Origin of the sequence: Gordonia mangrovi, assembly GCF_024734075.1 — a bacterium.
GTDB classification, from domain to species: domain Bacteria; phylum Actinomycetota; class Actinomycetes; order Mycobacteriales; family Mycobacteriaceae; genus Gordonia; species Gordonia mangrovi.
In genome coordinates this window covers 2,908,384-2,932,962 of record NZ_CP102850.1, presented here as the reverse complement: position 1 = coordinate 2,932,962, position 24,579 = coordinate 2,908,384, and the positions used below count along the sequence as shown (strand labels likewise).

Below are 24,579 nucleotides of genomic sequence, written 5' to 3'. Positions count from 1 at the left end.
GGCCATGTCAGCGTTCCTCGCTCAGGGCTGCGGCGCGTGCGCCGCGGCCTTGCCGCTCGGTGATGCGTAGCACGCGGTTGGACAGCTCCCCGAGTGAACTCAGGTTGGGGAAACCCGGCCCCTGCGCGAAGCCGGCGAGGTTGGGCAGGAACAGTTTCGGCGTCAGACCGGTGACGGCGAGGTCGTGCCCGATCGCCGACTCGATGCGGTCGAGGGTGGGTGGCCAGCCGAGGGTGAGCTCGAGCAGATCCGCGGCATCGTCGCTGAACAGGTCGAGGAACCACAGGGGCTGACCACCGGTCGCGTCGACGACGAGATCGAAGGTGAGCGTCTGTGGGGTGCGCCCCTCGTTGTGCAAGGTCACCGCGATCTGCTCGCCGACCCGCCGCGCGGCCACCACACGCCCCTGCAGATGGTGAATGCGGCTGTCACCCAACAGGTTCTCCTGCACACTCACCGAGAACACACCCCGGTCGGTCCGCCGGATCACGTCGCGTCGTTCTTGCGGCGAGATGGCTGCCCAACCGGTTGGATCGCTGAACATCGCGTTCTCGAAATAGCTTTCGCCGCGCGTGTAGATCGTGGCGCCGGGCGAGATCACCGAGATCGACATGACCTCATGACGGGCGAGTTCGTCCAGGGCGGAACCGGCGGTCTCGCCGCCACCGATCACCGCGGCACGCGATGCGACCGGTAGGTCGCGGCGCGAGACCCGGTCCCAGAACGCCGCGACCGACAGCACATGCTCGTCGTCGAGCAGTGCCGTGTCGCTGGATCCGGGGCCGGTGATCATGAGCGCGTCGCCGACGACCTCGGTGCTCCCCCCGTCGGCCGTCGTGATCTGCAGGCTCCACTGCTCGTCGTCGGCGGAGATCGACCGCACGGTGCCGATGGTCACGTCGAGGTCGATCCGGGTGGCCACCCACTGCAGGTAGCGCGCCCACACATGGTGGTGCGGGTTGGGCCGGCCGCGGTCGATCCATTCGGCGTAGGTCTGGTGTTCCACCAGAAACGACATCCAGCTGTAGTTCTGCATGCGCCGACTGATCTCGGCGTTGAGGTCGCTGTGCGGGGTGCGACCGGTGACCGTGGACCGGTAGGGGAAGCCGATGTCCTTCTCGGGTCCGGTGCCGAGCCGGTGGCGCCCGTCGGTCCAGCCGCCGATGGATTGCCAGTTCGCTCCCACCGCATGCGATTCCACCACTCGAACGTGGGGAGCGGGCAACCCGAGATCGCGCATGACCTTCGCCTTGGCAGCCACGGCGATCGCCTTCGGGCCGGCGCCGACGACGAGCAGCAGCTCCGGGGTGCCGGTCATGAGTGCGCTCCGGTCACCGCGTCGGCGAGTTCGGCGGCGTCCATCGCCGCGACCTCGAGGTAGATCGCCGCCACCTGATAGAGGCGGCCGGGTTGCTCGTCGGCGGCGTCGACGCGGAGTGCGAGTTCGCGCACCGTGCGGGCGGTGAAGATGTCGATCACACCGATCTGTGGGGCGTCGAGCCATTCCCGGGCGCGGGCCACCACGGCGGTGGCGAGAACCGAGTCGCCGCCGACCGCGAAGAAGTCGTCGGTCACGCAGATCCGGTCCGGGTCGGCGTCGAGCACCTCGACGATGATCGCCAACAGCGCCCGCTCCAGGTCGTCGGCCGGTTCCACCCGGTCATCGCTGCCTGGTCCGGCGCCGTCGAACACCGCCGCGATCGCGGTGCGGTCGAGTTTGCCGTTACCGGTCAGCGGAAGCCCATCGAGCACCTCGATGGTGGAAGGGATCATGTAGGCGGGCAACAAATCCCGCAGTGCGTTGGTGACCGTCGCGGCGGTCGGCAGCATCGACGTGGTGTCGTCGGCGGTGATCGCCGCGGCCAGGGACCGGGTACCACCGGGCGCGGTGAGTACCGTCGCGACGGCGTGACGCACACCGTCGACGGACCGCAGGGCGCCCTCGACCTCGCCGAGTTCGACCCGGAACCCGCGGATCTTGACCTGATGATCGGCCCGGCCGAGGAATTCGATCGTGCCGTCGGGCCAAAACCGCGCCAGATCGCCGGTGCGGTACCACCGCTGCCCGTCGCGTTCGAGAAATCGTTCGGCGGTGCGCTGCGGGTCGTTGCGGTATCCGCGCGCCACGCCGGCTCCGCCGACCCACAGTTCGCCGGTGACCCAGTCCGGGCAGTCGCGGCCGGCCGAGTCGACCACGCGACACACCACATTGCGCAACGGTGTCCCGAACGGCACCGATGTCCAGTGCGCCGGCGGATCGACGACCTCGCACACGGTGCCGTGGATGGCGATCTCGGTGGCGCCGCCCAGGCCGGCGAAACGGACGCCGGGGGCCAGCGCGTGCAGGCGGCGGGGCAGGTCCACGCCGACCCAATCCCCACCGAGCAGTGCGGCACGCAGCGAGTCGCCGAGCCCGGCATCGTCTGCCTCGGCGACGGTCAGCAGCATGTCCAACGCGCTGGGGACGCAGGTGAGGATCGACGCGCGGTGTGTCCGCAGCATGGCCAGCCACGCCGCCGGATCACGTGCGGCGTCGGCGTCGATCGCGACCACGGCACCGCCGGCGCTGTAGAGGCCGAAGATGTCGTAGACGGAGATGTCGAATTCGAGTGCGGCCACGGTCAGCGAGCGGTCGTCCGGGCCGACCTCGAAGCGGTCGTTGATGTCGTCGATGGTGTTCATCGCGGCCCGATGGGGCACCTCGACGCCCTTGGGTGTGCCGGTCGAGCCGGAGGTGAACAAGATGTAGGCGACCGCCTCCGGGTCGGGAAGCACGGCCTGGGTGAGGGGCGCACGGTGTGCACGCGCCCGCGCGAGATCGACGCCGACGACGCCATCGGGCAGGGCGTCGAGTGCGCCGTCGGAGCCGACGAGCACCCGGATGTCGCCGGTGGTCAGGATCGTCGTGCGGCGCGCGGCCGGCTGGTCGTGACCGATCGGCACCCAGATCGCCGCGGCGGCGAACACCCCGAGCGTCGCGATCACCTGGTCGGGACCTTTGGGGATCTGCACGCCGACCGCATCGCCGGGCAGCACACCCGCGTCGCGGAGGGCGCCGGCCACCGCGAGCGCGTGGGCGGCCAGCTCTCCGTAGGTCAGTCGGCCGTCGCGCCAGATCAGCGCGGTGCGTTCGGGTTCGGCGATCGCCCGGGCGAAGAACTCCTGGTGCAGCACCCGACCGCTGGTCGGCGCGGTGGTGTCGTTGACCCGTCGCCGCACATCGCGTTGCGGTTCGGGCAGGGCGGGGGCGGCGGTGGCCAGCCATCCGGCGTCACCGTCGGTCAGTCGCTCGATGGCCGAGATGTACTGCTCGAACATGGCTTCCACCACCCCCGGCGGAAACGCCGAGGCCCGGACGTCCCAGTTGAGCAACAGTCCGCCACGCACCTCGGTCACTTGCGCGTCGAGTGTCACCTGCGGCCCCTGCGACACGATCCAGGACGGCTCGCCGAGACGGCTCAATACCCCCTTCGAGAACAGTTCACCGAGACCCAGTGCGCTCGTGTACACCACCGGGGCCAGGACCTGCTCGCCGCGGGTGCGGCCCAGGTCGCGCAGGACTTCCAAGGCGCCATAGCTGGCGTGTGAACCGTTGGCGTGCATGGTTTTCTGCATTTCGCGGGTGAGGTCAAGCACCGATCGCGTGTGCCGCACGTCGACGTCGACCAGTATCGAGGAGCTGAAATCCCCGGACACCCGGTCGATCTCGGGATGGAGCGGCTCGCGATGGAAGAGCGGGACGTTGAGCAGGAATCGGTCCTCGCTCGACCACGCACCGATGGTGGCGGCGAACACCGCGGCCAACGCGACCGCCGGCGTCACCCCACGCTCGTGCGCGGCGCGCAGCAGCGTTTCCTTGGCTGTCGCGTCGAACCAATGATGATGGCGCACCACCCGGTTCGAATCCTGCGCACGACTGCCGGTGGCATCGCCGACGGCCTCGGTACGGCTGGGTAGGGCCGGTCCGGACGGCAGCTCGTCGAGCCGCTCCGACCACCAGCGACGGTCCCGGTCGTGGTTCGGGTCCGGGTGTTCGGCGCGGTAGGTGAGGTAGTCGCGGTAGGTGACCTCGGCCGCGGGTTGGGCCTGTCCGTCGTACAGTGCCACCAGGTCGGCGAGCAGCATCCGGTAGCTCATCGCATCCGCGGCGAGCATGTCGATGTCGAAATGCAGCCGGTGCCGGCCTTCCGGCAGCAGGGTCAAGGTGAGGTCGAACACCTGGCCGGCGGCCACGTCCAGCATCTGATGGCTCTTGGCGTCACGGATGGCATCGAGTTCGCGGTCGATCGCTGCCGCCGAGTGTGTGCGGAGATCGCTGACGGTGAACGGGTCTCGGCCGGGGCGATCGAGTATCTGCTGAGTGCCGTCGGGAAGGAACCGCGCCCGGAGCATCGGGTGGCGCTGCACGAGCCGATCGGCGGCGGTGCGCAACTGCTCGGCGTCGAGTCCGGCACCGTCGAACTCGACGTACAGGTGTGCGGCCACCCCGCCGAGGTCGGCGGCTTCGGTACGGCCGATCCAGTACGCATGCTGCATCGGGGCGAGGGGGAACGCTTCCTCGGCCGACTCCACGGTGCTCTCGGCGGGATTCCGGGTTCCGTCGGCGGGATTCCGGGTTCCGTCGGCGGGATCCCGGGTTCCGTCGGCGGGAGGTGCAGTGGTCTCGAGCATTCTGGCCCACGCATCGACGGTCGGCTCGGCGGCGAGTTGAGCGAAGTTGAGTCGGTGTCCGCGCTTACGCCAACCGCCGGCGATCTTCATCATCCGGATCGAGTCCAGCCCCAGGGAGATGAGGTCCGCATCGTCACCGATCTCGTCGCATGGAATTCCCAGCGCGTCGGCGATGGCGTCCTTGACCTCGTCGCGCGCACGCATCGCCTCGCTCATCGGCCGTCCTCCCCGCGCCGCACCACGAACGGCGCGACACTGTCGAGCTTCTCGCAGGTCTCTTCGAACTCGCGTGCCGGATTCGACTGGGCCACAATGCCTGCCCCGGCCCGCAGCCACGCTCCCGCCGCGTTCGCGAAAATCGTCCGCAACGCCAGGGTGGCCTCGAGGTCGCCCGCCGACGATGCGGTGACCACCGCACCCGAGTAGAGGCCGCGACGGTCGGGCTCCAGCCGATAGATGGCGTCGAGCGCCGGCGACTTCGGTATTCCGGAGGCGGTGATGGACGGGAACAACACCGACAGCGCCCGCCACGGGTCGGCCTCCCGGGACATCTCGCCCTCCACGGTCGACGCCAGGTGCTGCACGCTGCCGCGTTCGCGGATGACCATGTACTCACTCACCGAGGTGGTCCCCGGGCGGGCGATGGATGCGATCTCGTCGAAGCATGCCCGCACCGACATGGCGTGCTCGGCGATCTCCTTCGGGTCGGCCAGCAACTCGGCCCTCGCCACCGAATCGAGTGCCCGGCCACGGCCGAATGCCCGTGTGCCGGCGAGGGGTTCGGTGACCACATGACCGTCTGGTCGAGTGGCCACGACGAGTTCGGGACTGAACCCGGCGGCCGACAGCGCACCCAGTCGCAACAGATAGGACCGCGCCGGGTCGCCCGCCTCACGCCCTCGGACGAAGGTGTCCGGCATGTCGATGTCGAAGGGGACATCGACGCGTCGCGACAGGATGACCTTCTGATAGTCGCCGCGACCGATCTCGGCCACGGCGCGGGCCACCCGACCGCGGTAGTCGTCCGGGTCGTCGACGACCCGGACGGGTGTGGCTGGGGCGGGTTCGCCCGCCTCCGCAGCGATCGCGAACAGCCGAGCCGCGAGCGCCGGATCGAGGTCGCCGGTCTCGATGCCGTCGGCGTCGATGACCACCTCGTGTTCGGGCACGATCAGATGGGCCAGCTCGGCATCGTCGGGGACATGCTGGAGCAGGCCGTGGTATGCCGCGCAGAAATCGAATCCGACCCAGCCGTAGACACGCCAGTCGGGGTCGGGCAACGATGCCAGGGACTCCGCAATCGCCTGCGCAGGGTCCTGTGACCACTCGGTCATGCGGCGCGTGGAGCCGTGGATCAGTTCGACACCCCGGCGCGTGAGTACCAGTCGGGCACGCACACCCCCGGCGAACACCCACCGATCCTCGTTCTCGTAGACCACGTATTCGTCGAACGTGTCGGATGCGGCCCAGGCGGCACACACTCGAGCTGCGTTCACGGGCCGAGAAGTCCCCTCGGCCGCACCCCCTGCGGTCGCCTCGACGGCAATCGACATGACCGAGCCCTCCTCGCACAAACCCCGATTCCTGACAACCTTCGTTAGGTAAGCCTAAACGATGGTTGAGCGCAGCCTAGCCTGACATCGGTAAGGCTGACCTTACAAGTGTGTTTGAATACACACATGGGTACTCGGAGATCGTCGTGGTGGCGTCGGGTGAACATCCCCGTGGTGATCGCCGCCGCCGGCGTCGCCGCGGTGATCTCCGCGTTCGCGGTGGCTCTCGTGTTGATCGGCCTGGTCATCGCCGACAGCCGCGAGAGCCCTCCCCCACCGCAACCGAGCGTCATCGACATCGGTGCAGCACAACCCGGCGCAACACAACCCAGCGGAGCAGCACCATCCAGTGAATCCCCAGAGCCGAGCACGCACCGGACATCAACCACCGAGCCCGACGGCGCGCCCCGTGCATGATCACGTCCGGCCGCCCGACCCGGAGGACCTGCGGACCGGCTTCCGCCCGCATCCCGACGTCCTTGCCGAGCGGTACCGACGGGCCGGTCTGTTCGACGAGCAACCGCTGTGGCAGCTGGTCGAGCAGTCCGCGCAACGCCGGCCGGACGCACCGGCAATCACCGACGCCTCGAGCGACGACCAACGCACCCTCACCTACCGGGAGCTGTCGGCGGCGGTGGCGCGGCGCGCCGGCGGCTTCGTCCACGCGGGGCTGCGGCCCGGCCAGCGGGTGATCCTGCAGCTGAACAACTCGGCAGCCTTTGCGGTCACGTTCTTCGGCCTGCTGCGCGCCGGAATCGTGCCGGTGATGACCCTGCCGGCACATCGGATCAGCGAGATCGCCCATCTCGCCGACGGCTCGGGTGCGGTCGCCTACATCACCGAGGACGGTCGCCGCGGCTACGACCACCGCGAGCTGGCCACCGAGTTGCAGCGCCGCGTCGACAGCGTCCGGACGGTGTTCGTCGACGGTGACCCGGGTGACTTCGCCGCGCTGCCCGACGCCGATCCGGCGCCAGCCGAGCTGCCGTCACCCGCGGACACCGACCCGGACGCGCCGGCATTGTTCCTCATCTCCGGCGGCACCACCGGACTGCCGAAACTCATCGCGCGAAGCCACAACGACTATGCGTACAACGCCCGCCGCTCCGCCGAGGTGGCCGAGCTGACCGCGGATGACACGTATCTGGTCGCGCTGCCGGGAGCTCACAATTTCCCACTGTGCTGCCCCGGGATGCTCGGCGTCATGACCGTCGGCGGGCACACCGTCGTCACCGACAACCCCAGCCCGGACAACACGTTCGACCTGATCGAGCAGTACCGGGTCACCGTGACCGCACTCGTGCCGGCACTGGCCCAGGTCTGGTGCGCGGCCACCGAGTGGGAATCCGCCGACATCAGCAGTCTGCGCCTACTGCAGGTCGGCGGCGCCAAACTGGCCGAACCGGACGCCGTGGCCCTCGACGACGCCCTCGGCGATGTGGTGCAGCAGGTGTTCGGAATGGCCGAGGGTCTGATCTGCTACACCCGCCTCGACGACCCGCGCGAGCTGGTGCACGCCGTCCAGGGCTCGCCGATGTCGGAGTTCGACGAGGTGCGGGTGGTCGATGAGCACGGTGCCGATGTGCCCGACGGCACCGACGGAGAACTGCTGGTGCGCGGTCCCTACACCATCCGCGGTTACTACCGCGCCGACGAGCACAACGCCCGCTCGTTCACCCCGGACGGGTTCTACCGGTCCGGTGACCGGGTACGCCGGCTGCCATCAGGCCACGTCGCGGTGACCGGCCGCATCAAGGACACGATCGTGCGGGCCGGCGAGAACGTCGCCGCCGACGACGTGGAGGAGAACCTCCTCGCACACGAGTCGATCCGCGCGGCCGCGGTGATCGGCCTCCCCGACGAGTCGTTGGGCGAGAAGATCTGCGCGGTCGTGGTGCTGTCACATGATCATCCCCACGGCCGGGAACTGTCGCTTCCGGAGATCCGCAGCTTCCTGGGCGAGCGCGGCCTGGCGTCGTTCAAGGTGCCCGATCAGCTCGTCATCGCGGCGTCGCTGCCGGTTACCGCTGTCGGGAAGATCGACAAAGCCCAGGTCCGCGAAGCCCTGGGTGCCATGCGCCCGGCGTGACCGGACCCGATTCTCAGCGCTGCAGGAGCGGCCGTCAGGACTCCGGGCCGTTCTCGCGCCAGTAGGCCTGCGCCTTCACATTCGCCTTGCCGAGTTGGTAGTCGTTCTTGAACGAGGCGGAGACAGCGCGGGTGCTCTTCATGTCCAGGGCGACGAAACCGAAATGGCCGGTGGCATCGAACGCGGCGTCGCGAACCGCATCCGATAGCGCTGGTCCGTCGCGCCGGATCCAGTTGACCGTGTCCTGATCCCGCAAGCGCAGCGGTAGCGCTTTGTCGGAGTCGTGGGCGTACTCGAACCAGACAGTGGCCGCAGCCGACGGGTTCGACGACGCCGAGATCGCATCGAGCAGCGAGTTGATCGCGGGTAGCGCAGCCGCGTCCCCGGCGATCAGCCAGCCCTGCGGGGCCGGGTCGGGGAAGGTGAACTTCGACCCCATGAAGGTCGACGAGATGGTGTCGCCGGGACGCGCGGCCTGCGCCCACCGGGTGGCCGCACCGTCATGGAGGGCGAACTCGAGAAAGAAGGAGTCGGAGGCCGGGTCGGGATCGACCAGCGTATAAGCACGTTGATGCAACTTCCCGTGCTTGTTCTCGAACCAGATCCGGACCCACATCGCGGGGTTCACCGGCCGGTCAGTCAGTAGTCCACCGCCGGTGACACCGAGACGGATGTACTGGTCGGTGACCGGTTCGTTGCTGGTGACGGTGAATTCGTAGTCGTCGGCGCCGAGCATCTTGAGGACGGCACCCTGCCACCCGCGCGACTTGGACTTGGTCTGCTCCACGATGTGGCACGCCTTCCCTCGACAGCAACGTATGTCAGGGTAGCCTAACTTATCTATCCGGCTTCTCGCGTCGAGGTTCCGCCCTTACCGGTGATCGGAGACGGGCCTCACGCCGGCGCCAGCGCCACGATCCCCGGGTGGGCGTCGAGGTAGGACTTGGTGAACGAACACACCGGACGCAACCGTGCCCCTTGGTCGCGGACGTACGCGATCGCGCCGACCATCAGTCGGGTACCGAGGCCGTGGCCGGTGTACTCGTCGTAGAGCACCGTGTGCAGGAACGTGATCGTGGGACGCCCCTCGCTGACCTCGGTGCTGTAGCCGAGCACCCCGACGAGGTCGCCGGCCACCCACAGCTCGAACCTGTCGCGATCGGGATTGTGAACCACCTGGGCGATCTGCTGCAGAATCGCCTGCGCCGACTGCGGTGGCTGATGTCGATGCCTTCTCTGCACAACCCCTCCTGCATGCCACGGATCGCCGCCGGCGGGGCTCCCCTCCCGACCACGGCGCGGATCATATGTGATTCCTGTCACAGGCTACCTTACGATGACGTAGGTTGTCGTTCGCCGCCCCCGATCAGGCGCTGAACGTGGCGACGTCGTAGGGTGGGGCCTGATCGCAGCAGACGCCGCGGTCGACAAATGAACACGCGGGGGCTCCCACGATCACCGGGGGCTGAGATGGCGACGGGACGGTCGCCGACCGCCTGAACCTGTCCGGATAATGCCGGCGTAGGGAGTCGCATCATGGGAACACGTGTATCCGAAACTGCCGTCTCGACGGTCACCCACGGCCCGATCGAGGGAAGCAGCAAGCACTACCGCGAGGTCGATCATCTCCGGGTTCCGGCGCGACGCATCCAGCTGACCAACGGCGAGCACCTCGACGTCTACGACACGTCCGGTCCGTACACCGACGCGACCGCGACCATCGACGTGGAGCGGGGATTGCCGCCGACTCGCGATGCGTGGCACCGACCCGACCCGGTGAACGGGGCGTCGACGCAGCTGGCGTGGGCGCGCGCCGGCATCATCACCGACGAGATGCGCTTCATCGCCGCCCGCGAGGGTGTCGCCGGCGAACTCGTGCGTGACGAGGTGGCCGCCGGACGTGCGGTGATCCCCGCCAATCACCGTCATCCCGAATCGGAGCCGATGATCATCGGCAAGCGGTTTGCGGTGAAGGTGAACGCCAACATCGGCAACTCGGCGGTCACGAGTTCGATCGCCGAGGAGGTGGAGAAGATGGTGTGGGCCACCCGGTGGGGCGCCGACACCATCATGGATCTGTCCACCGGCCGCGACATCCACATGACCCGCGAGTGGATCATGCGCAATTCGCCGGTGCCGGTCGGCACGGTCCCGATCTATCAGGCGCTGGAGAAGGTCAACGGCGATCCCACGGAACTGACCTGGGAGATCTACCGCGACACCGTGATCGAGCAGGCCGAACAGGGTGTCGACTACATGACCGTGCACGCCGGGGTGCTGTTGCGTTATGTGCCGCTGGCTGCCAAGCGCGTCACCGGCATCGTGTCGCGCGGCGGCTCCATCATGGCCGCGTGGTGCCTTGCGCATCATCAGGAGTCGTTCCTCTACACCCACTACGAGGAACTCTGCGAGATCTTCCGTCGCTACGACATCACCTTCTCGCTGGGTGACGGGCTGCGGCCCGGGTCGATCGCCGACGCCAACGACGAGGCGCAGTTCGCCGAACTGCGCACCCTGGGCGAGCTCACCAAGATCGCCAAATCCCATGGCGTACAGGTGATGATCGAGGGTCCCGGTCACGTGCCGATGCACAAGATCGCCGAGAACGTCCGCCTGGAAGAAGAGCTGTGCGAGGAGGCGCCGTTCTACACCCTCGGGCCGCTGGCCACCGACATCGCGCCCGCCTACGATCACATCACCTCGGCCATCGGTGCCGCGATGATCGCGCAGGCCGGCACCGCGATGCTCTGCTACGTGACGCCCAAGGAACACCTCGGACTACCCAACCGTGACGACGTCAAGGTCGGCGTGATCACCTACAAGATCGCCGCCCACAGCGCCGATCTCGCCAAGGGCCACCCGGGGGCCCAGGAACGTGACGACGCCTTGTCCAAGGCGCGCTTCGAATTCCGCTGGACCGATCAGTTCAACCTGGCCCTCGACCCGGACACCGCACGGGAGTACCACGACGAGACGATGCCCGCCGAACCGGCGAAGACAGCACACTTCTGCTCGATGTGCGGCCCCAAGTTCTGCTCCATGCGCATATCGCAGGACGTACGCGCCTACGCCGAGGAGAACGGACTGGAGACCACCGAGGACATCGACCGCAAGATCGCCGAGGAGATGGCCGCGAAGTCGGCCGAGTTCGCCGAGCACGGCAACCGGGTGTATCTGCCGCTGGAAGCGACTGCCGGAGGCTCCCCCACCCGATGACCGACGATCTCCGATTACCCACTGCGCCACCGGGTGTGACGCCACGGCGGGTGCTCACGATCGCGGGTTCGGATTCGGGAGGCGGCGCCGGCATCCAGGCCGACATGCGGACCTTCGCCTTGCTCGGCGTGCACGCCTGCGTCGCGGTGACGGCCGTGACGGTGCAGAACACGGTGGGTGTGCAGGGATTTGCGGAGATCGCGCCGGAGACGGTGGCCGCGCAGATGCACAGCGTGGTCACCGACATCGGTGTCGAGGCCGTCAAGACCGGAATGTTGGCGTCCGCACCCATCATCGAGGCCGTCGCTGCGGCGTGCGCCGACCTCGGGATCGGACGCGACCGGCCGGTCCCGCTGGTCGTCGACCCGGTGTGCGCGTCGATGCACGGCGATCCGTTGTTGGCGGCCGAGGCATTGGACACGTTGCGCTCCACGTTGATCCCCATCGCGACGGTGGTGACGCCGAACCTCGACGAGGTACGGCTGATCACCGGCATCGACGTCGTCGACGCCGGCACGGAGCGGGATGCGGCGCGCGCCCTGCATCGGCTCGGCGCCCAATGGGCGTTGGTCAAGGGTGGGCATCTACGGACGTCCACGCAGAGCCCAGATCTGCTGTTCGACGGCGAACACTGGCACGAGTTCGTACACCCACGCATCGACACCGGCCACGATCACGGCGCCGGCGACACCCTCGCCGCAGCGACGGCCGCTGCACTCGCGCACGGTTACCCCGTGCCCGAGGCCATCGACTTCGCCAAGCGGTGGGTGACCCGCGGACTCGAGGCCGCCTACCCGTTGGGCGCCGGGCACGGTCCGGTCAACCCGCTGTGGCGGGTGTCCGACCGCCCTGGCTGACCGCCCGAACCCGAACCCGCGACCCGGCCATGGCCGATCCCGGCCATAATGCGGTACATGGGCTGGAACTACCTGATGGACATGGACGGGGTGCTCGTCCGCGAGGAACATCTGATCCCCGGAGCCGACGAGTTCCTGGCCGAGCTGCGGGCCAACGAGGTCCCGTTCATCGTGCTGACCAACAATTCGATCCGCACTCCGCGTGACCTTCGGGCGCGCCTGCTGCGTACAGGTCTCGACATCCCGGAGGAGTCGATCTGGACCTCGGCGCTGGCCACCGCCCGCTTCCTGGACTCGCAGCGCCCCGGCGGATCTGCGTATGTGGTCGGCGAATCGGGGCTCACCACCGCACTACACGAGATCGGCTACGTGATCACCGAATCGGACCCCGACTACGTGGTACTCGGCGAGACCCGGACATACTCGTTCGAGGCGATCACGACCGCGATCCGCCTCGTCGAGAGCGGGGCACGGTTCATCGCGACCAACCCCGACGCCACCGGGCCGTCGGCGGCCGGTTCGCTTCCCGCGACGGGCGCGGTGGCCGCGCTGATCACGAGAGCGACCGGCCGCGAGCCGTATTACGTCGGCAAACCGAATCCGCTGATGATGCGCTCGGCCTTACGCCAGATCGGCGTCCATTCCGAACACACGCTGATGATCGGCGACCGGATGGACACCGATGTCATCTCCGGTATGGAAGCAGGCCTGGAGACCATCCTGGTGCTGTCCGGAATCTCGACACCCACGTCGGTGGAACTGTTCCCCTACCGCGCCACCCGGGTGATCGATTCCGTCGCCGACCTCGTCGGCCGCACCGCGAACCCATTCAGGACCTGAGCGGGTTCCGCGCCCAGCACGGCAGCCGACAGAACCCTGTTTCGCGCCGACAGCACCCGCCCCAAAAACCCAACAGCACCCACCCCTACCAAGGAGCGGGTGCTGTCGGCGCGAAACCCGATGCTGTCGGCCGCGAAAGCTAGCTGAGCGCCTTCGCCTTCAACGAGTCGAATTCCTGCTGGGTGATGGTGCCGGAGTCCAGCAGCTGCTTGGCATCGGCGATCTGCTCCGCCGGGCTCTTCGGCGTGGCGACCGACTGGATGTAGCTGTCGGTGGCCTGCTTGGCCTCCTTGACCGCTTCGCTCTGACGTTCGGCCATGCCGCGTCCCTTGGCGAGCAGGTAGACGATGGCGGTGATGTACGGGAGGAGGACCAGGAAGATGATCCACACGGCCTTGATCCATCCGGACGACTTGTCACGGAAGAGGTCGATAATGATGTGCCAGAGGACGATCAGGTAGGCCACGAACGCGAAGATGACGATCGTGTACCAGATGAAGTCCCAGAACGAATCCCACATCGGGCATGCTCCTTAGCCGGTAGGTGACGGTCGGCGAGTCATCGCCGCTGCGTTCCATAGCTTCTCACAGGCACTCGACGGCAGTTTGAATTGGCTACGATTCCTGGTCATGGAACTCGGCCTGGACACCTTCGGCGACATCACGGTCGACGGCGGCGGGACAGAGGTCAGCGCGGCACAGACGATCCGGGACGTCGTGGCGCAGGCGGTCCTCGCCGACGAGGTCGGGGTCGATTTCTTCGGCGTCGGGGAACACCACCGCGACGACTACTCCATCTCGGCTCCCGAGGTCGTGCTGGGCGCGATCGCGACCAGGACCCAGAGGATGCGGCTGGGTTCGGCGGTGACCGTGCTCAGTTCCGACGATCCGATTCGGGTGTTCGAGCGGTTCGCCACTGTGGATGCGCTGTCGGACGGCCGGGCCGAGGTGATTCTGGGACGCGGATCGTTCACCAAATCGTTCCCGCTGTTCGGCTACGATCTCGCCGACTACGAGGATCTGTTCACCGACAAACTCTCGTTGTTCGCACAGCTGCGTACCGGCGAACCGGTGACCTGGACGGGTGCGACCCGCACTCCGCTGACCGCCCAGTCGGTGTATCCGCGGTTGCAGTCGGCGCCACTGCCGACCTGGATCGCGGTCGGCGGCAGCCCGGAGTCGGTGATCCGAGCCGCGACCTATGGTCTGCCGCTGATGCTGGCGATCATCGGCGGCGATCCCGCCCGGTTCAAGCCGTACACCGATCTGTACCGCCGTGCGCTCGGGGAACTCGATCGGCCGACCGACCTGCCGGTCGGCGTCCATTCCCCCGGCCACGTCGCCGAGACCGATGAGCTGGCGCGCGAGCAGCTCTGGCCGCACTACCGGACGTACATGGCCCGCATCGGTCGCGAACGTGGCTGGCCGCCGCCCACCCGAATCGAGTTCGAGCGTGCGGCGGGTCCGGCCGGCGCGCTGTATGCGGGTTCCTCCGAGACGGTCGCCACCAAGATCGCCACAACAGCGAAGACGCTGGAACTCAACCGCTTCGATCTCAAGTACTCGCACGGCACACTGCCGCACGAACACCTGATGCGCAGCATCGAGCTCTACGGGACCCGCGTCATCCCGCGGGTGCGGGAACTGCTCACCGACGACTGAGGGTCAGCAGGAAATCGTTGTGGTCATCGGTCCATTGGTGTTCCACCACGACTCCGGCCTGGGCGAGTTCGTCGGCGAGCACCGTGGGGTCGAACTTGGTGCTGATCTCGGTCAGCACCTCGGCGCCGCGCGCGAGCTGCCACTGCCGGTCCAGTCCGCGGAACCGGACATCGATGTCGCGGCGGGCGCGCAGCCACATCTCGATGCGGTGGTGCATCGGGTTCCACCGCGCGATGTGGTCGAAGTCGTCGACGTAGAGCCCATCGGCGTCCAGCCCGCGGCGGAGCACCTCGATCATGTTCCGGTTGAAATCGGCCGTGACTCCCGCCTTGTCGTTGTAGGCCGCCACCAGCCGACCGGTGTCCTTGATGAGGTCGGCGCCGAGCAGGAAGTAGTCACCCGGTTCGAGCGCCTTGGCCAGCCGGCTCAGGAAGGTCGCCCGCATCGCGTCGTCGAAGTTACCGATGGTGCCACCGAGGAAGACCGCGATCCGCGGACCGTTCGAGGTCGGCAAGGTGAGGTCGGACGCGGTGAAGTCGGCGACCGCCGGTTCGATGTCGATACCCGGATAGTCGCGGGCGAGTTCGGCGGCCGACGATTCGAGGATCTCGGTACTCACATCGAGCGGTACGTAGGTGAACCAGCGCCCGGTGGTCTCGGCCCGATCGGCGAACGCCTGCAACAGCAGCCGCGTCTTGGTCGAGGTACCCGAGCCGAACTCGACCATCGTCGCCGCGTCGGTGAGCGCGGCGATCTCGGTGGCACGGGCGTGCAGGATCGAGGTCTCCCGGCGGGTCGGGTAGTACTCCGGCAGTCGGGTGATCTCGTCGAACAGGAGACTTCCGCGCTCGTCGTAGAGCCACTTGGTGGGCAGGGTCGGCGGGTCGGACCACAGTCCCGCCACGGCGTCGTCGGCGAGCCGGCCGTCGGCGGCGGTCATCGGGCCAGCCGCAGACCGGAGAAGGCCCACCGCGCCGGGGCCGGAAAGAAGTTGCGGTAGGTGATGCGTTCGTGCCCTGGCGGGGTCACTGCGCTCGCGCCGCGCAACACATGCTGGTCGCACATGAACTTTCCGTTGTATTCGCCGACGGCGCCGTTGGCGGGAACGAAGCCGGGATAGGGCAGGTACGCGCTCGCCGTCCATTCCCACACATCGCCGATCATGGTGGACCCGGCTCTCCCCGGATGGCAGCGGGCGACGTCGAGCAGTTGCCCGTGCGTCCGGTCGCCGGTCGCGGCGGCCGCCTCCCATTCGAACTCGGTGGGCAACCGGGCGCCGGCCCAGCGGGCATAGGCATCAGCCTCGTAGAACGAGATATGCACCACCGGCTCATCGGATACCGGCCGGCGCCGACCGGACAGGGTGAACGTCGTCCACTCGCCGTCGATGAAACGCCAGTATTCCGGTGCTTCCCAACCGGTTTGCGAGATGTGTGCCCATCCGTCCGACAGCCAGAGCTCGGGGCGGTGGTACCCGTCGTCGGCGATGAACTCCAGCCATTCGGCGTTGGTCACGGCCCGCTCGGCGATCTCGAAGTCCTCCAGAAAGACTCGGTGTCTGGGGCCTTCGTTGTCGTAGCTGAAGCCGGCCGACCCCTGCGTCATTCCCACCTCGGTGACACCCCCGGCCACCGAGCGCCAGGTGAGCGGTCCGGGTTCCCCGGGTTCGTCGATGTCGCGGTCCACATACACCGGGTCGAACGCGTGCGTGGAGAACAGATGCTTGATGTCCATCAGGAGCAGTTCCTGATGTTGCTGCTCGTGATTGCACCCCAGTTCCAGCAGCCCCAGCGCGTCGTCGTCGAGCAACCCGCGCTCCAACGCGTCGACCATCGCGCTGTCTACGTACTCCCGGTAGAGCCCGACGTCGGCGACACCCGGACGGGTGACCAACCCGCGCTCGGGGCGTGGATGCCGCGCACCGACCGCCTCGTAGTAGCTATTGAACAGATAGCGGAACGTGTCGTCGTAAACCCGATAGGAGTCGACGTTGCGGAGGATGAACTCCTCGAAAAACCAGGTGACGTGCGCCCGATGCCATTTCGCGGGGCTGGCGTCGGTCATCGACTGCGGGGTCTGGTCTTCGGCGGACAGGCGCGCGCTCAACGTGTCGGTCAACGCACGCACGTCGAGGAATCTGCTGGCCTGAGCGGACATGGAGTGCGCCGATTCGGTCTCGATCGACACAGGGCGATTGGTGATGCTCACCGGTACCTCCCGTTGTGGTGGACCCGGCGGCAAGCCGGGGGCGGACGGGCAACCCTTCCATCCATCGTTACCAGCCTCCTCACCGCTGTCAACGACGCTCGGACCAACACACTCGAGCGACGACACTGCGGCGACCGACGCGGCACCGGCGGGGCGGACGGGGTCCAGGTCATCGCAGCACACGCCACCGACAGACTCCGGCAGCCGACGGCCAGATCGTCAACCAGAGGTTGACGCTCCGTCATTCGTCAACCTAGAGTTGACGAATGACGGAGCGCACGCAGGTTCACCATGTCCGCCTCGACGATCTGATCGTCGGTGTCCGCGCCGCGCATGACGACCCCCTCGAGCAGTTGGCCGGCGCCATGGTCACCGCCGAGCACCTCGGCGATGTCGCCGATCATCTGATCGGCCATTTCGTCGATCAGGCCCGGCGGGCCGGCGCGTCGTGGACCGACATCGGCGTCGCCATGGGAGTCAGCAAACAGGCCGCCCAGAAGAGGTTCGTGACCCGCACGCCCGCCGACGCCGCGCCGACACCGCTGGCCGACGAAGCACACCCGTTCGCGCGATTCACCCCACGGGCGCGCAACGTGATCGCCGAGGCGCACAACCTGGCGGCCGCCGAGCGCAGCACTGCGGTGACGCCGGAACATCTGGCCCGGGCACTGACGGTGGCGCCGGAGTCGATCGCCGATCTGGCCTTGCGCGCCCACGGCGTATCGCTGGACACACTCGCCGCGGCGTGCCTGCCCGACCAGCGGGCCACCCCTGGGTCACCGCCCCTGCCGGACGAGAAAACGATTGTGCCGTACAATGATCGGTCGCGCGCGGTGCTGCAGGCGACTCTGACGGCAGCGGTCGAGTTGGGCCACGATTTCGTCGGCACCGAACACATCCTGCTCGGCCTGTTCGAGGATTCCGCGGTGACCGCGACGTTGTCGGAGCTCGGCGTCGAACCCGCTGCTGCGCGGGCGAGGGTGGTCGGCTCGCTCGCCGACGTCGGGCACTGACCGACGGGCGATCAGCCCGGATTCACGCGTCGGTGTCCGACTCCTCGGACCATTCCACCTCGTCGGCATCCAGGTAGTGCACCGCCGCCTCCTCAGCGGAGGCCCCGGCCCCGTCTATACCGACATCACCGGCCACCGCGTCCTTCTCGCGGTCGATACCCGAACCCTCATCGGGCGCGACCAGTCGCCCCGACCGCGCCGCGCCGGCCTGGTCGTCGCCGTCGTAGTCATCCGAACGATCGGATTCGTGTGAACGCCAGTTCTTCTCGACGTCCTCCTCGGCCGCGATGTCGTCGAGGGGGTCGGTGACACCGATGTCTGTTTCCTCCTCGGCAAGTCGCTCATCGAGTGTCTCGCCCTCCCGCTGCTCGCGTTCGGTCAGCCCATGGCGACCCCAGCTGGGCTGGTGATCGGGCGGCGAGTACCCCTCATCGAGGACGTCGTCGACACCACGGTCGACCAGGGTGTCCTCGGGTTGCAGTTGGTCGTCGTCGTCGAGGCTGTACTCGCCGTCGGAACCTTCAGGGGTGCTGCCGATGTCGTTCACCGTTTCCACGATGCCAGCCCGCCGGTGACGAATCCAGGGTGCACGAGTGGCCGAAGATGACCTGGCCCGGGAAATCCTGGCGTCGAGACACGACGCGGTATCGCAAACACTGTCGACCGGGGCCGGTGTTCCGTATCCTCCCTGCCATGACAACACCGTCAGATCCACAGAATCCCGGTTCGTCGGACCCCGATCCGGGCGCCGGCGCCGAATCCGGTGGCAACCAGGAACCGGCCGGCGGCACACCACCGCCGTCCTACCCGCCGCCGGGATCCACACCCCCGCCGCCGTCGGGCTATCCACCGCCTGGTTCATACCCGCCACCCGGTGGCGCCTACCCGCCCCCGTCGGGTCCGCCGCCCCAGGGCCCGCCCCCCGGCTACGGCACCCAGCAGCCCGGATACGGCGCGCAACCCGGCTACCCACCGCCACCCCCGCCCGGCGGCGGCTACGGCCAGCCCGCCGGCGGTCCCGGCGGATACCCGCCGCCCCCCGGCAATTACGGCGCACCGGGCACCTATGGCGGTGGCGAATACGGCGCACCGACGGCCGATCAGTTCTCCATCGGTGAGGCCTTCAGCTACGGCTGGAACCGCTACAAGGAGAACGCGCTGTCCTGGATCGTGGTGATCCTGATCTCGCTCGTCGTCACCGGCATCATCCAGACGCTGGGCAACGTGTCGTCGGACAACGGTCGGATCTTCTGGATCAGCGCCATCTTCGGCATCATCGCGACGATCGTCGGCTACATCTTCCAGGGCGCCTACGCCCGGGGCGCGCTCGACGAGACCTCCGGCACCAAGCCGGACATCGGTCGGTTCTTCAACATCAACTTCGCCGCGGTCATCATCACCGCGTTCCTGGTGGGCCTGGGTACCGTCATCGGACTGATCCTGCTGATCATCCCGGGCATCGTCTTCGCGTTCCTCGCCTACTGGTCGCTGACCTTCGTCGTGGACCGCGACATGGACCCGATCGAGGGCATCAAGGCCAGCTTCTCGGTGATCAGCAAGAACGCCGGCACACTGTTCCTGTTGGCACTGGCCGTCATCGGCCTCAACATCGTCGGTGCGCTGCTGTGCCTGATCGGCCTGCTGGTGACCCTGCCGGTCACCATGATCGCCACCACGTACGCCTACCGGTTCTTCACCGGCGGACAGATCGCCCCGCTGGCATCGGCAGCGCCGATGGCCCCGCCGCCGTACCCGCCGAATCAGCAGTACTGAGCACTCGCTGATCCCGCGCAGACGGCCCGGTCACCTGGTGGGTGGCCGGGCTGTTTCGTGCATGCGTCCAGATGTCCGAATGAATCCCACCCGCGGGAGGACGGATTACGCGACAATCGAGGCATGCTCGCAGAAATGCAGGACGAGGCCGAGGCATATCTTTCGGCGGGCGAGTACTCGCATGCGCTCGCCGAGTTCTCGGTGCTGCGCGAAATCCGGTCGCGCCGCGAAGGCCCGTATTCGGTGATGTACCTGTCCAACCTGCATGACTGTGTGCGGTGTATGTCGCACTTGCACCTGTGGGCTGATTCGACACCCCTGTGTCGCGAGTTGCATGGCAAGTATGTCCGGACCCACGGCCGTGGACAGTCGGACACCGTCGACGTCGCCAAACACTGGGCGTGGGCGCTCGTGCACCTGCACGACTACCCACCGGCCGTCCAGCTGTACCTGACCACTGCCGACGCCCTGTGGGACAGTCAGCCCGACCAGGCCCGGCGACTTCTGGCAGCGGCGGTTGCCCACCGGGCCGATGCCGACCCCGAGGTGATCCTCGATGCGGTCGGCACACGGGTCGATCCGGTGCGGCTGGCGCACAGCCACGACGTCCTCGTCGCGATGAATCAGCTCATCGACCGACTGCCCCGCGACGTCGAGGCCGCCCGCGCCGCGGTGACGATCGACGGCCTCGAACTGACCTGACCGCCGCCTGAGCGAGGACAGCAACCGCGCACCAGCCACGCACGCGCGCACGTCGCGACATGCGCGGCAGCGCGACGGGTGCGCGGTTGGACGAGAGCCGGCCGGGCACCACGATCACCTTGCGCGGTTCGCCGTCGAGCAGCGGACTTCTCAGATCAGATTCCCCGGTTCCTCGATCTTCTTCGGCAGCGTCAGCAGGGTGACCACACTGATCACGATCAGCATGATCGCCGCGATGATCAAGAAGGTGGCCAGCGCGAGTCCGGGGATCAGCATCATGACGATGCCGGCGATGATCGACACCACCCCGGACAGCACCAGGAGCCAGCGCGGCACGTGCTGAGAGCCGGCGGACGCGCGGGCGAGGTCGGCGATCCCCTGGAAGATCCAGCCGATTCCGATGAAGATCGCGAGGAAGACCAGCGATTTCTCCGGGTTGAACACCGCGACGATCCCGGCGGCCAAGATGAGCACACCGATGAGGCCGAGCGCGAAACGCCAACCGCCGGAGAGCAACGTCGACGCCGTGGCCTCGTAGAGGCGGAACAGTCCGGCCATGATGAGCGAGATTCCGAAGAGCACCCCGATGACGAGCAGGGTCGCCTCCGGCCACACGAGCGCAATGATCCCCAACACGAGGCCGACGATCGCGGTCACGATCATCGTGGTTCGCACTGCGGCCACGAGTTCGTTGGGAATCTGCCTTGCGTAATCTGCAATTGTCATGGACGCAGGTTAGTACGCGCCGATTGGTTCGACACCAATTCTTGCGTCGAACAGAAGGGAAACTCGTGACGTCGATCGCCTTCTTCACCCCCGATCCTCAACTCACGGGGTCCCCTGGCGAGACCCGATTTCTGCCGACCCGGTACGCGGCGAGCCTGTGGGCTCCGCGCACCCTCAACGGCCCGGCGGTGTGTGCGTTGGCCGCCCGCGCCGCCGAAGGTGATCACGCGGTGCCCGGCTTTCGGCCGGCACGCTTCACCATCGACCTGTTCAAGGCCGCCCGCGACGTCCCCACCACCACCCGTGGCCGCCTCCTCCGCGACGGCGGCCGGATCAAGGTGGCCGAGGTCGATGTGATCCAGTGGTCGACGATGCAGAGGTCATGGTCGCGCGGAGTACCACGGTCTTCGTGAAGGAGAGCACGAACCCGCCCGGTGAGAGGTGGGAGCGGCCGGCGGAGACCATCGAGTTCCACCCACCCGAGACCGACCGCGACGACCCGTTTCCCTGGTTCGGAACGGCCACCGGATCCGGAGAGATCGAGTGGAGCCACGACATGGGCGCCCACCAGAGCGCCGATCGCAACTGGCTGTGGACGCGTGCGGTCTCGACGGTTGTCGGCGAACGGCCGTCACCGTTCGAACGGTCGGTGATCAGCGGGGAATCGACAAGCCTGGTGTGCAATTGGGGAAGCCAGGGCATCGCATTCATCAACTGCGACCTGACCGTGGCGCTCTCGCGGCTGCCGGTGGGGTCGCGGATCGGCGTCGAGGCGGCCAGCCATGTGGAGGTCGACGGGATCTCCACGAGCACCACGAATCTGTACGACACGGCCGGCCAATTCGGCGTCGGCATGGTCACCGGGGTCAACAACGCCGCCGCCGCCATCGACTTCACCGCCGTGGACACCGGCAGCCGCTACAGCGAGGCGTGATTTTTCATCCGTTCGAAGGCCAATGTCACACTCCGATGACGCTCAGGTCTTGATAAGGTCACGCCATGACGCGGCTGACCGGACGGTGGCGCACGGCCCTGGCGGTGGCAGCTCTTGCCACCACGCTGACCGCCGGACTCGCGGCGACCCCGCAGGCCGAGGCGACCGATGTCGCCGCGGCCAACGGCCGGATCGTCGCTCGACTCACCGGCCCCGGCTCCATCAACGACACCATCGGCCGATTCAACATCGTCGGCACCGATCTCGGCGTCCTGTGGGACAACGGGAACGGTGAGATCATGGCCGCCTTCGGCGACACCCAGACGTTCAACGGATGGTCGCTGCTCTACGGCGAGTTGTGGTACTGGCGCTCCAATGTGTTGTTGCGCAGTAGCGATCGATATCTCGGCGACGGGATGACCTTCACCGGTCACGCCGGACCGCCCGGCCACGCGAAGCGACTGCTCAAACCCGATCTGCGCAAAGAGATCACCATCATCCCGACTGCTGGGGTGGCCGCCAACGGTAAGCAGTACATGAACGTCATGTCGGTCAAACACTGGGGCCCGCCGGGGATCTGGTACACCAACTGGTCCGGTCTCGTGGTGTCGGGGAACAACGGCCAGAGTTGGCGGGCCGTCAACGCGTTCCGCCCCAACGGCGGCGGCAACCACAAGTTCCAGATGTCGGCGTACCTGAAGGTCGGCGACACGATCTACACCTACGGCACCCCCGACGGTCGGTGGGGCGCGGTGTATCTGGCCCGTGTGAAGGCCTCCGACATCGAACACCTCGGGAAGTACGAGTACTTCTCCTGGGGCCGGTGGGTGCGCAACAACCCGGATTCGGCCACCCCGGTGATGGCGGCACCCACCGGCGAACTGTCGGTGGCGTGGAACGAGTACCTCGGCAAGTTCATCTCGTTGGGCCAGACGGATGCCGGCGTCATCCTGCGTACCGCGGATCGCCCGGAGGGGCCCTGGTCCTCGGGCGAACTCGTGGTGCCGGCCAACGATCCGTACTCGGGCTATGCCCCCTACATTCACCCGTGGTCGTCGGGCAGCAGCCTGTACTTCACCTACTCCATCTCTGCGGGCTATCAGGTCTATCTGATGCGCATCCCGCTGCAGAAGCCCTGACGCGCGCGGCGGGCCGAACCCGGCGCGGATGACGCGCCGAGCCGGCCCACCACCGGTCACCGGCGCAGGATCGAGTTCATCTCGTCGATCTCGTCCTGCTGAGTGGCTTTGACCCGTTCGGCCAGTTCCCGCGACGGCCCGTGGACGCCGTCGGCCAGTTCGGCGTCGGCCATCACGATCGCGCCCTCGTGATGGGCGATCATGCCTTCCAGCCACATCCGGTCGAACTCGGTGCCCCGGGCCTGTGACAATGTGGTCATCTGCGCGGGCGTCATCATCCCCGACATGTCATGGCCGGTCGCGTGGCTGCCCACCGCGTGGTCACCACTGCTGTGGCCGTCCCCGTCGCCGGAGATGCCCCACTCGGCGAGCCGCGCGGCCATCTCGTCGATCTCGGGTTTCTGCGCGTCTCTGATGCGGTCGGCGAGCGCGCGCACCGCGGGTGTCGTCGTCCGATCGGTCACCAGGTCCGCCATCACGAGCGCCTGCATGTGATGCGGGATCATCGCCTGATTGAACGTGACGTCGGCGTCGTTGTGTTCCTGGCTGTTCGACGACCCGGGTGCCATCGGCATCGTCGTGGTGATGACGGCCGTCGGCGACGTCGAGGGCGCGGGGTCGTCGGTACTCGAGCACGCACCCAGAAGCGCCGCGGCGACGATGGTCGAGCCCACAAAGATCTGTCGTTTCATTGTCTTGGAATCCTCTGCAGAGTGAAGGGTCCGCGCTGCCATCACGGCAGGCGGGGATGTCGGCGCGCCGGACACGGGGTCCGGTGGCGGCCGATCAGCAGCGGATCACCTGTAGACGTAGGTGGGTGGGCATGGCCCAGGGCGGTGGCCGGCCGGACCGGCCCCGCAGGCGGGCGGGGATCGACCGCAGCAGCGGCGGGATCGGAAATCCCCAGGCCAGCACCAGCACGGCCAGCGCGATGACGACCGGGTCGTCGCTACGCAGGAATACGCACGGGTGTTGATGCGTGTCGCAGTCGACCGCGTCGTGCATGACCGGCTCGTCCAGCGACTGCGGCGCACCGTGGATCGCCGCCATCGAGGTGTGGGCTGGTGCGGGGTGCGGTTCGAACGATCCCGCCACCACCGAATGCATCAGCAGGATGGCCAGAACGCCACCGAGGACCATCGCCGGACGCAGCCCGACCCCGAGCGGACGGCGCAGACGGCGGATGGTCGACACAGC

General features: G+C 67.6%; 22 protein-coding genes, 1 pseudogene and 1 riboswitch. Of the genes and pseudogenes, 11 read left to right on the top strand and 12 right to left on the bottom strand.

The window, feature by feature from the left end:
- Positions 1 to 7: 7 nt before the first annotated feature.
- The 3 genes from NWF22_RS13265 to NWF22_RS13255 are packed head-to-tail and all read right to left on the bottom strand — an operon-like array spanning position 8 to position 6,224.
- A complete protein-coding gene (locus NWF22_RS13265) occupies positions 8 to 1,318 on the bottom strand; it encodes a SidA/IucD/PvdA family monooxygenase (RefSeq protein ID WP_160902124.1) in 1,311 nt (436 codons plus the stop codon).
- On the bottom strand, positions 1,315 to 4,887 hold the full coding sequence (locus NWF22_RS13260; RefSeq protein WP_233751062.1) for a non-ribosomal peptide synthetase: 3,573 nt from the start codon (positions 4,885 to 4,887) through the stop codon (positions 1,315 to 1,317). The genes NWF22_RS13265 and NWF22_RS13260 overlap by 4 nt, the downstream gene beginning before the upstream one ends.
- Positions 4,884 to 6,224, bottom strand: coding sequence for a salicylate synthase (locus NWF22_RS13255; RefSeq protein WP_160902123.1), 1,341 nt, complete (start codon positions 6,222 to 6,224; stop codon positions 4,884 to 4,886). Before NWF22_RS13255 ends, NWF22_RS13260 begins: the two co-directional genes overlap by 4 nt.
- 126 nt (positions 6,225 to 6,350) lie before the next feature.
- Between NWF22_RS13255 and NWF22_RS13250 the strand changes: the two genes are divergently transcribed.
- Both NWF22_RS13250 and NWF22_RS13245 read left to right on the top strand, forming a co-directional pair.
- Entirely contained in the window at positions 6,351 to 6,641 is a 291-nt protein-coding gene (locus NWF22_RS13250; RefSeq protein WP_160902122.1) for a hypothetical protein, read from the top strand.
- The gene (locus tag NWF22_RS13245; protein ID WP_160902121.1) at positions 6,634 to 8,313 is read left to right on the top strand and encodes a (2,3-dihydroxybenzoyl)adenylate synthase; all 1,680 of its coding nucleotides are present in this window, start codon (positions 6,634 to 6,636) and stop codon (positions 8,311 to 8,313) included. The genes NWF22_RS13250 and NWF22_RS13245 overlap by 8 nt, the downstream gene beginning before the upstream one ends.
- A gap of 34 nt (positions 8,314 to 8,347) precedes the next feature.
- Here the strand turns inward: NWF22_RS13245 and NWF22_RS13240 are convergent, their stop codons facing one another.
- Both NWF22_RS13240 and NWF22_RS13235 read right to left on the bottom strand, forming a co-directional pair.
- Positions 8,348 to 9,049: a siderophore-interacting protein gene (locus tag NWF22_RS13240; RefSeq protein ID WP_202398580.1), complete on the bottom strand. Its 702-nt coding sequence runs from the start codon at positions 9,047 to 9,049 to the stop codon at positions 8,348 to 8,350.
- A 158-nt stretch (positions 9,050 to 9,207) separates the two neighbouring features.
- On the bottom strand, positions 9,208 to 9,555 hold the full coding sequence (locus NWF22_RS13235) for a GNAT family N-acetyltransferase (protein ID WP_160902120.1): 348 nt from the start codon (positions 9,553 to 9,555) through the stop codon (positions 9,208 to 9,210).
- A gap of 187 nt (positions 9,556 to 9,742) precedes the next feature.
- Positions 9,743 to 9,858, top strand: a riboswitch (TPP riboswitch).
- Here NWF22_RS13235 and thiC point away from each other — a divergent pair.
- The 3 genes from thiC to NWF22_RS13220 all read left to right on the top strand — a co-directional run bounded on the left by thiC (position 9,850) and on the right by NWF22_RS13220 (position 13,226).
- Complete coding sequence (gene thiC / locus NWF22_RS13230; protein WP_160902119.1) at positions 9,850 to 11,529, top strand: phosphomethylpyrimidine synthase ThiC; 1,680 nt, start codon at positions 9,850 to 9,852, stop codon at positions 11,527 to 11,529. Its footprint overlaps the riboswitch before it by 9 nt.
- On the top strand, positions 11,526 to 12,386 hold the full coding sequence (thiD, locus tag NWF22_RS13225) for a bifunctional hydroxymethylpyrimidine kinase/phosphomethylpyrimidine kinase (RefSeq protein WP_160902118.1): 861 nt from the start codon (positions 11,526 to 11,528) through the stop codon (positions 12,384 to 12,386). The genes thiC and thiD overlap by 4 nt, the downstream gene beginning before the upstream one ends.
- Positions 12,387 to 12,443: 57 nt before the next feature.
- A complete protein-coding gene (locus NWF22_RS13220) occupies positions 12,444 to 13,226 on the top strand; it encodes an HAD-IIA family hydrolase (RefSeq protein WP_160902117.1) in 783 nt (260 codons plus the stop codon).
- A gap of 139 nt (positions 13,227 to 13,365) precedes the next feature.
- On the opposite strand, the gene NWF22_RS13215 is transcribed toward NWF22_RS13220, so the two are convergent.
- The gene (locus tag NWF22_RS13215) at positions 13,366 to 13,746 is read right to left on the bottom strand and encodes an SHOCT domain-containing protein (RefSeq protein WP_160902116.1); all 381 of its coding nucleotides are present in this window, start codon (positions 13,744 to 13,746) and stop codon (positions 13,366 to 13,368) included.
- A 109-nt stretch (positions 13,747 to 13,855) separates the two neighbouring features.
- Between NWF22_RS13215 and NWF22_RS13210 the strand changes: the two genes are divergently transcribed.
- The gene (locus NWF22_RS13210; protein WP_160902115.1) at positions 13,856 to 14,887 is read left to right on the top strand and encodes an LLM class flavin-dependent oxidoreductase; all 1,032 of its coding nucleotides are present in this window, start codon (positions 13,856 to 13,858) and stop codon (positions 14,885 to 14,887) included.
- Here the strand turns inward: NWF22_RS13210 and egtD are convergent.
- Positions 14,874 to 15,827, bottom strand: a complete 954-nt coding sequence (egtD, locus tag NWF22_RS13205; RefSeq protein ID WP_160902114.1) for an L-histidine N(alpha)-methyltransferase — start codon at positions 15,825 to 15,827, stop codon at positions 14,874 to 14,876. The two genes, NWF22_RS13210 and egtD, sit on opposite strands and share 14 nt — an antisense overlap.
- Positions 15,824 to 17,095: an ergothioneine biosynthesis protein EgtB gene (gene egtB / locus NWF22_RS13200; protein ID WP_373691894.1), complete on the bottom strand. Its 1,272-nt coding sequence runs from the start codon at positions 17,093 to 17,095 to the stop codon at positions 15,824 to 15,826. The genes egtD and egtB overlap by 4 nt, the downstream gene beginning before the upstream one ends.
- Before the next feature lie 266 nt (positions 17,096 to 17,361).
- Between egtB and NWF22_RS13195 the strand changes: the two genes are divergently transcribed.
- Positions 17,362 to 18,108, top strand: coding sequence for a Clp protease N-terminal domain-containing protein (locus NWF22_RS13195; RefSeq protein WP_160902113.1), 747 nt, complete (start codon positions 17,362 to 17,364; stop codon positions 18,106 to 18,108).
- A 22-nt stretch (positions 18,109 to 18,130) separates the two neighbouring features.
- On the opposite strand, the gene NWF22_RS13190 is transcribed toward NWF22_RS13195, so the two are convergent.
- Positions 18,131 to 18,664 (bottom strand): DUF5709 domain-containing protein, encoded by a 534-nt coding sequence (locus NWF22_RS13190; protein ID WP_160902112.1) that lies wholly within the window; start codon positions 18,662 to 18,664, stop codon positions 18,131 to 18,133.
- A gap of 137 nt (positions 18,665 to 18,801) precedes the next feature.
- Here NWF22_RS13190 and NWF22_RS13185 point away from each other — a divergent pair, with 137 nt between their 5' ends.
- Positions 18,802 to 19,881, top strand: coding sequence for a DUF2189 domain-containing protein (locus NWF22_RS13185; RefSeq protein ID WP_160902111.1), 1,080 nt, complete (start codon positions 18,802 to 18,804; stop codon positions 19,879 to 19,881).
- Positions 19,882 to 20,004: 123 nt separating this feature from the next.
- Complete coding sequence (locus NWF22_RS13180) at positions 20,005 to 20,583, top strand: hypothetical protein (protein WP_160902110.1); 579 nt, start codon at positions 20,005 to 20,007, stop codon at positions 20,581 to 20,583.
- A 150-nt stretch (positions 20,584 to 20,733) separates the two neighbouring features.
- Here NWF22_RS13180 and NWF22_RS13175 read toward each other — a convergent pair whose 3' ends face one another.
- Positions 20,734 to 21,309: an HdeD family acid-resistance protein gene (locus NWF22_RS13175; protein ID WP_160902109.1), complete on the bottom strand. Its 576-nt coding sequence runs from the start codon at positions 21,307 to 21,309 to the stop codon at positions 20,734 to 20,736.
- A 65-nt stretch (positions 21,310 to 21,374) separates the two neighbouring features.
- Here NWF22_RS13175 and NWF22_RS13170 point away from each other — a divergent pair.
- Positions 21,375 to 22,243, top strand: a pseudogene (locus NWF22_RS13170) (acyl-CoA thioesterase domain-containing protein).
- A gap of 65 nt (positions 22,244 to 22,308) precedes the next feature.
- Positions 22,309 to 23,382 (top strand): glycoside hydrolase family 183 protein, encoded by a 1,074-nt coding sequence (locus NWF22_RS13165; protein ID WP_160902108.1) that lies wholly within the window; start codon positions 22,309 to 22,311, stop codon positions 23,380 to 23,382.
- Between the two features lie 56 nt (positions 23,383 to 23,438).
- On the opposite strand, the gene NWF22_RS13160 is transcribed toward NWF22_RS13165, so the two are convergent.
- Entirely contained in the window at positions 23,439 to 24,074 is a 636-nt protein-coding gene (locus NWF22_RS13160) for a DUF305 domain-containing protein (protein ID WP_160902107.1), read from the bottom strand.
- Positions 24,075 to 24,168: 94 nt separating this feature from the next.
- Positions 24,169 to 24,576: a hypothetical protein gene (locus tag NWF22_RS13155; protein ID WP_160902105.1), complete on the bottom strand. Its 408-nt coding sequence runs from the start codon at positions 24,574 to 24,576 to the stop codon at positions 24,169 to 24,171.
- Between the last annotated feature and the right edge of the window lie 3 nt (positions 24,577 to 24,579).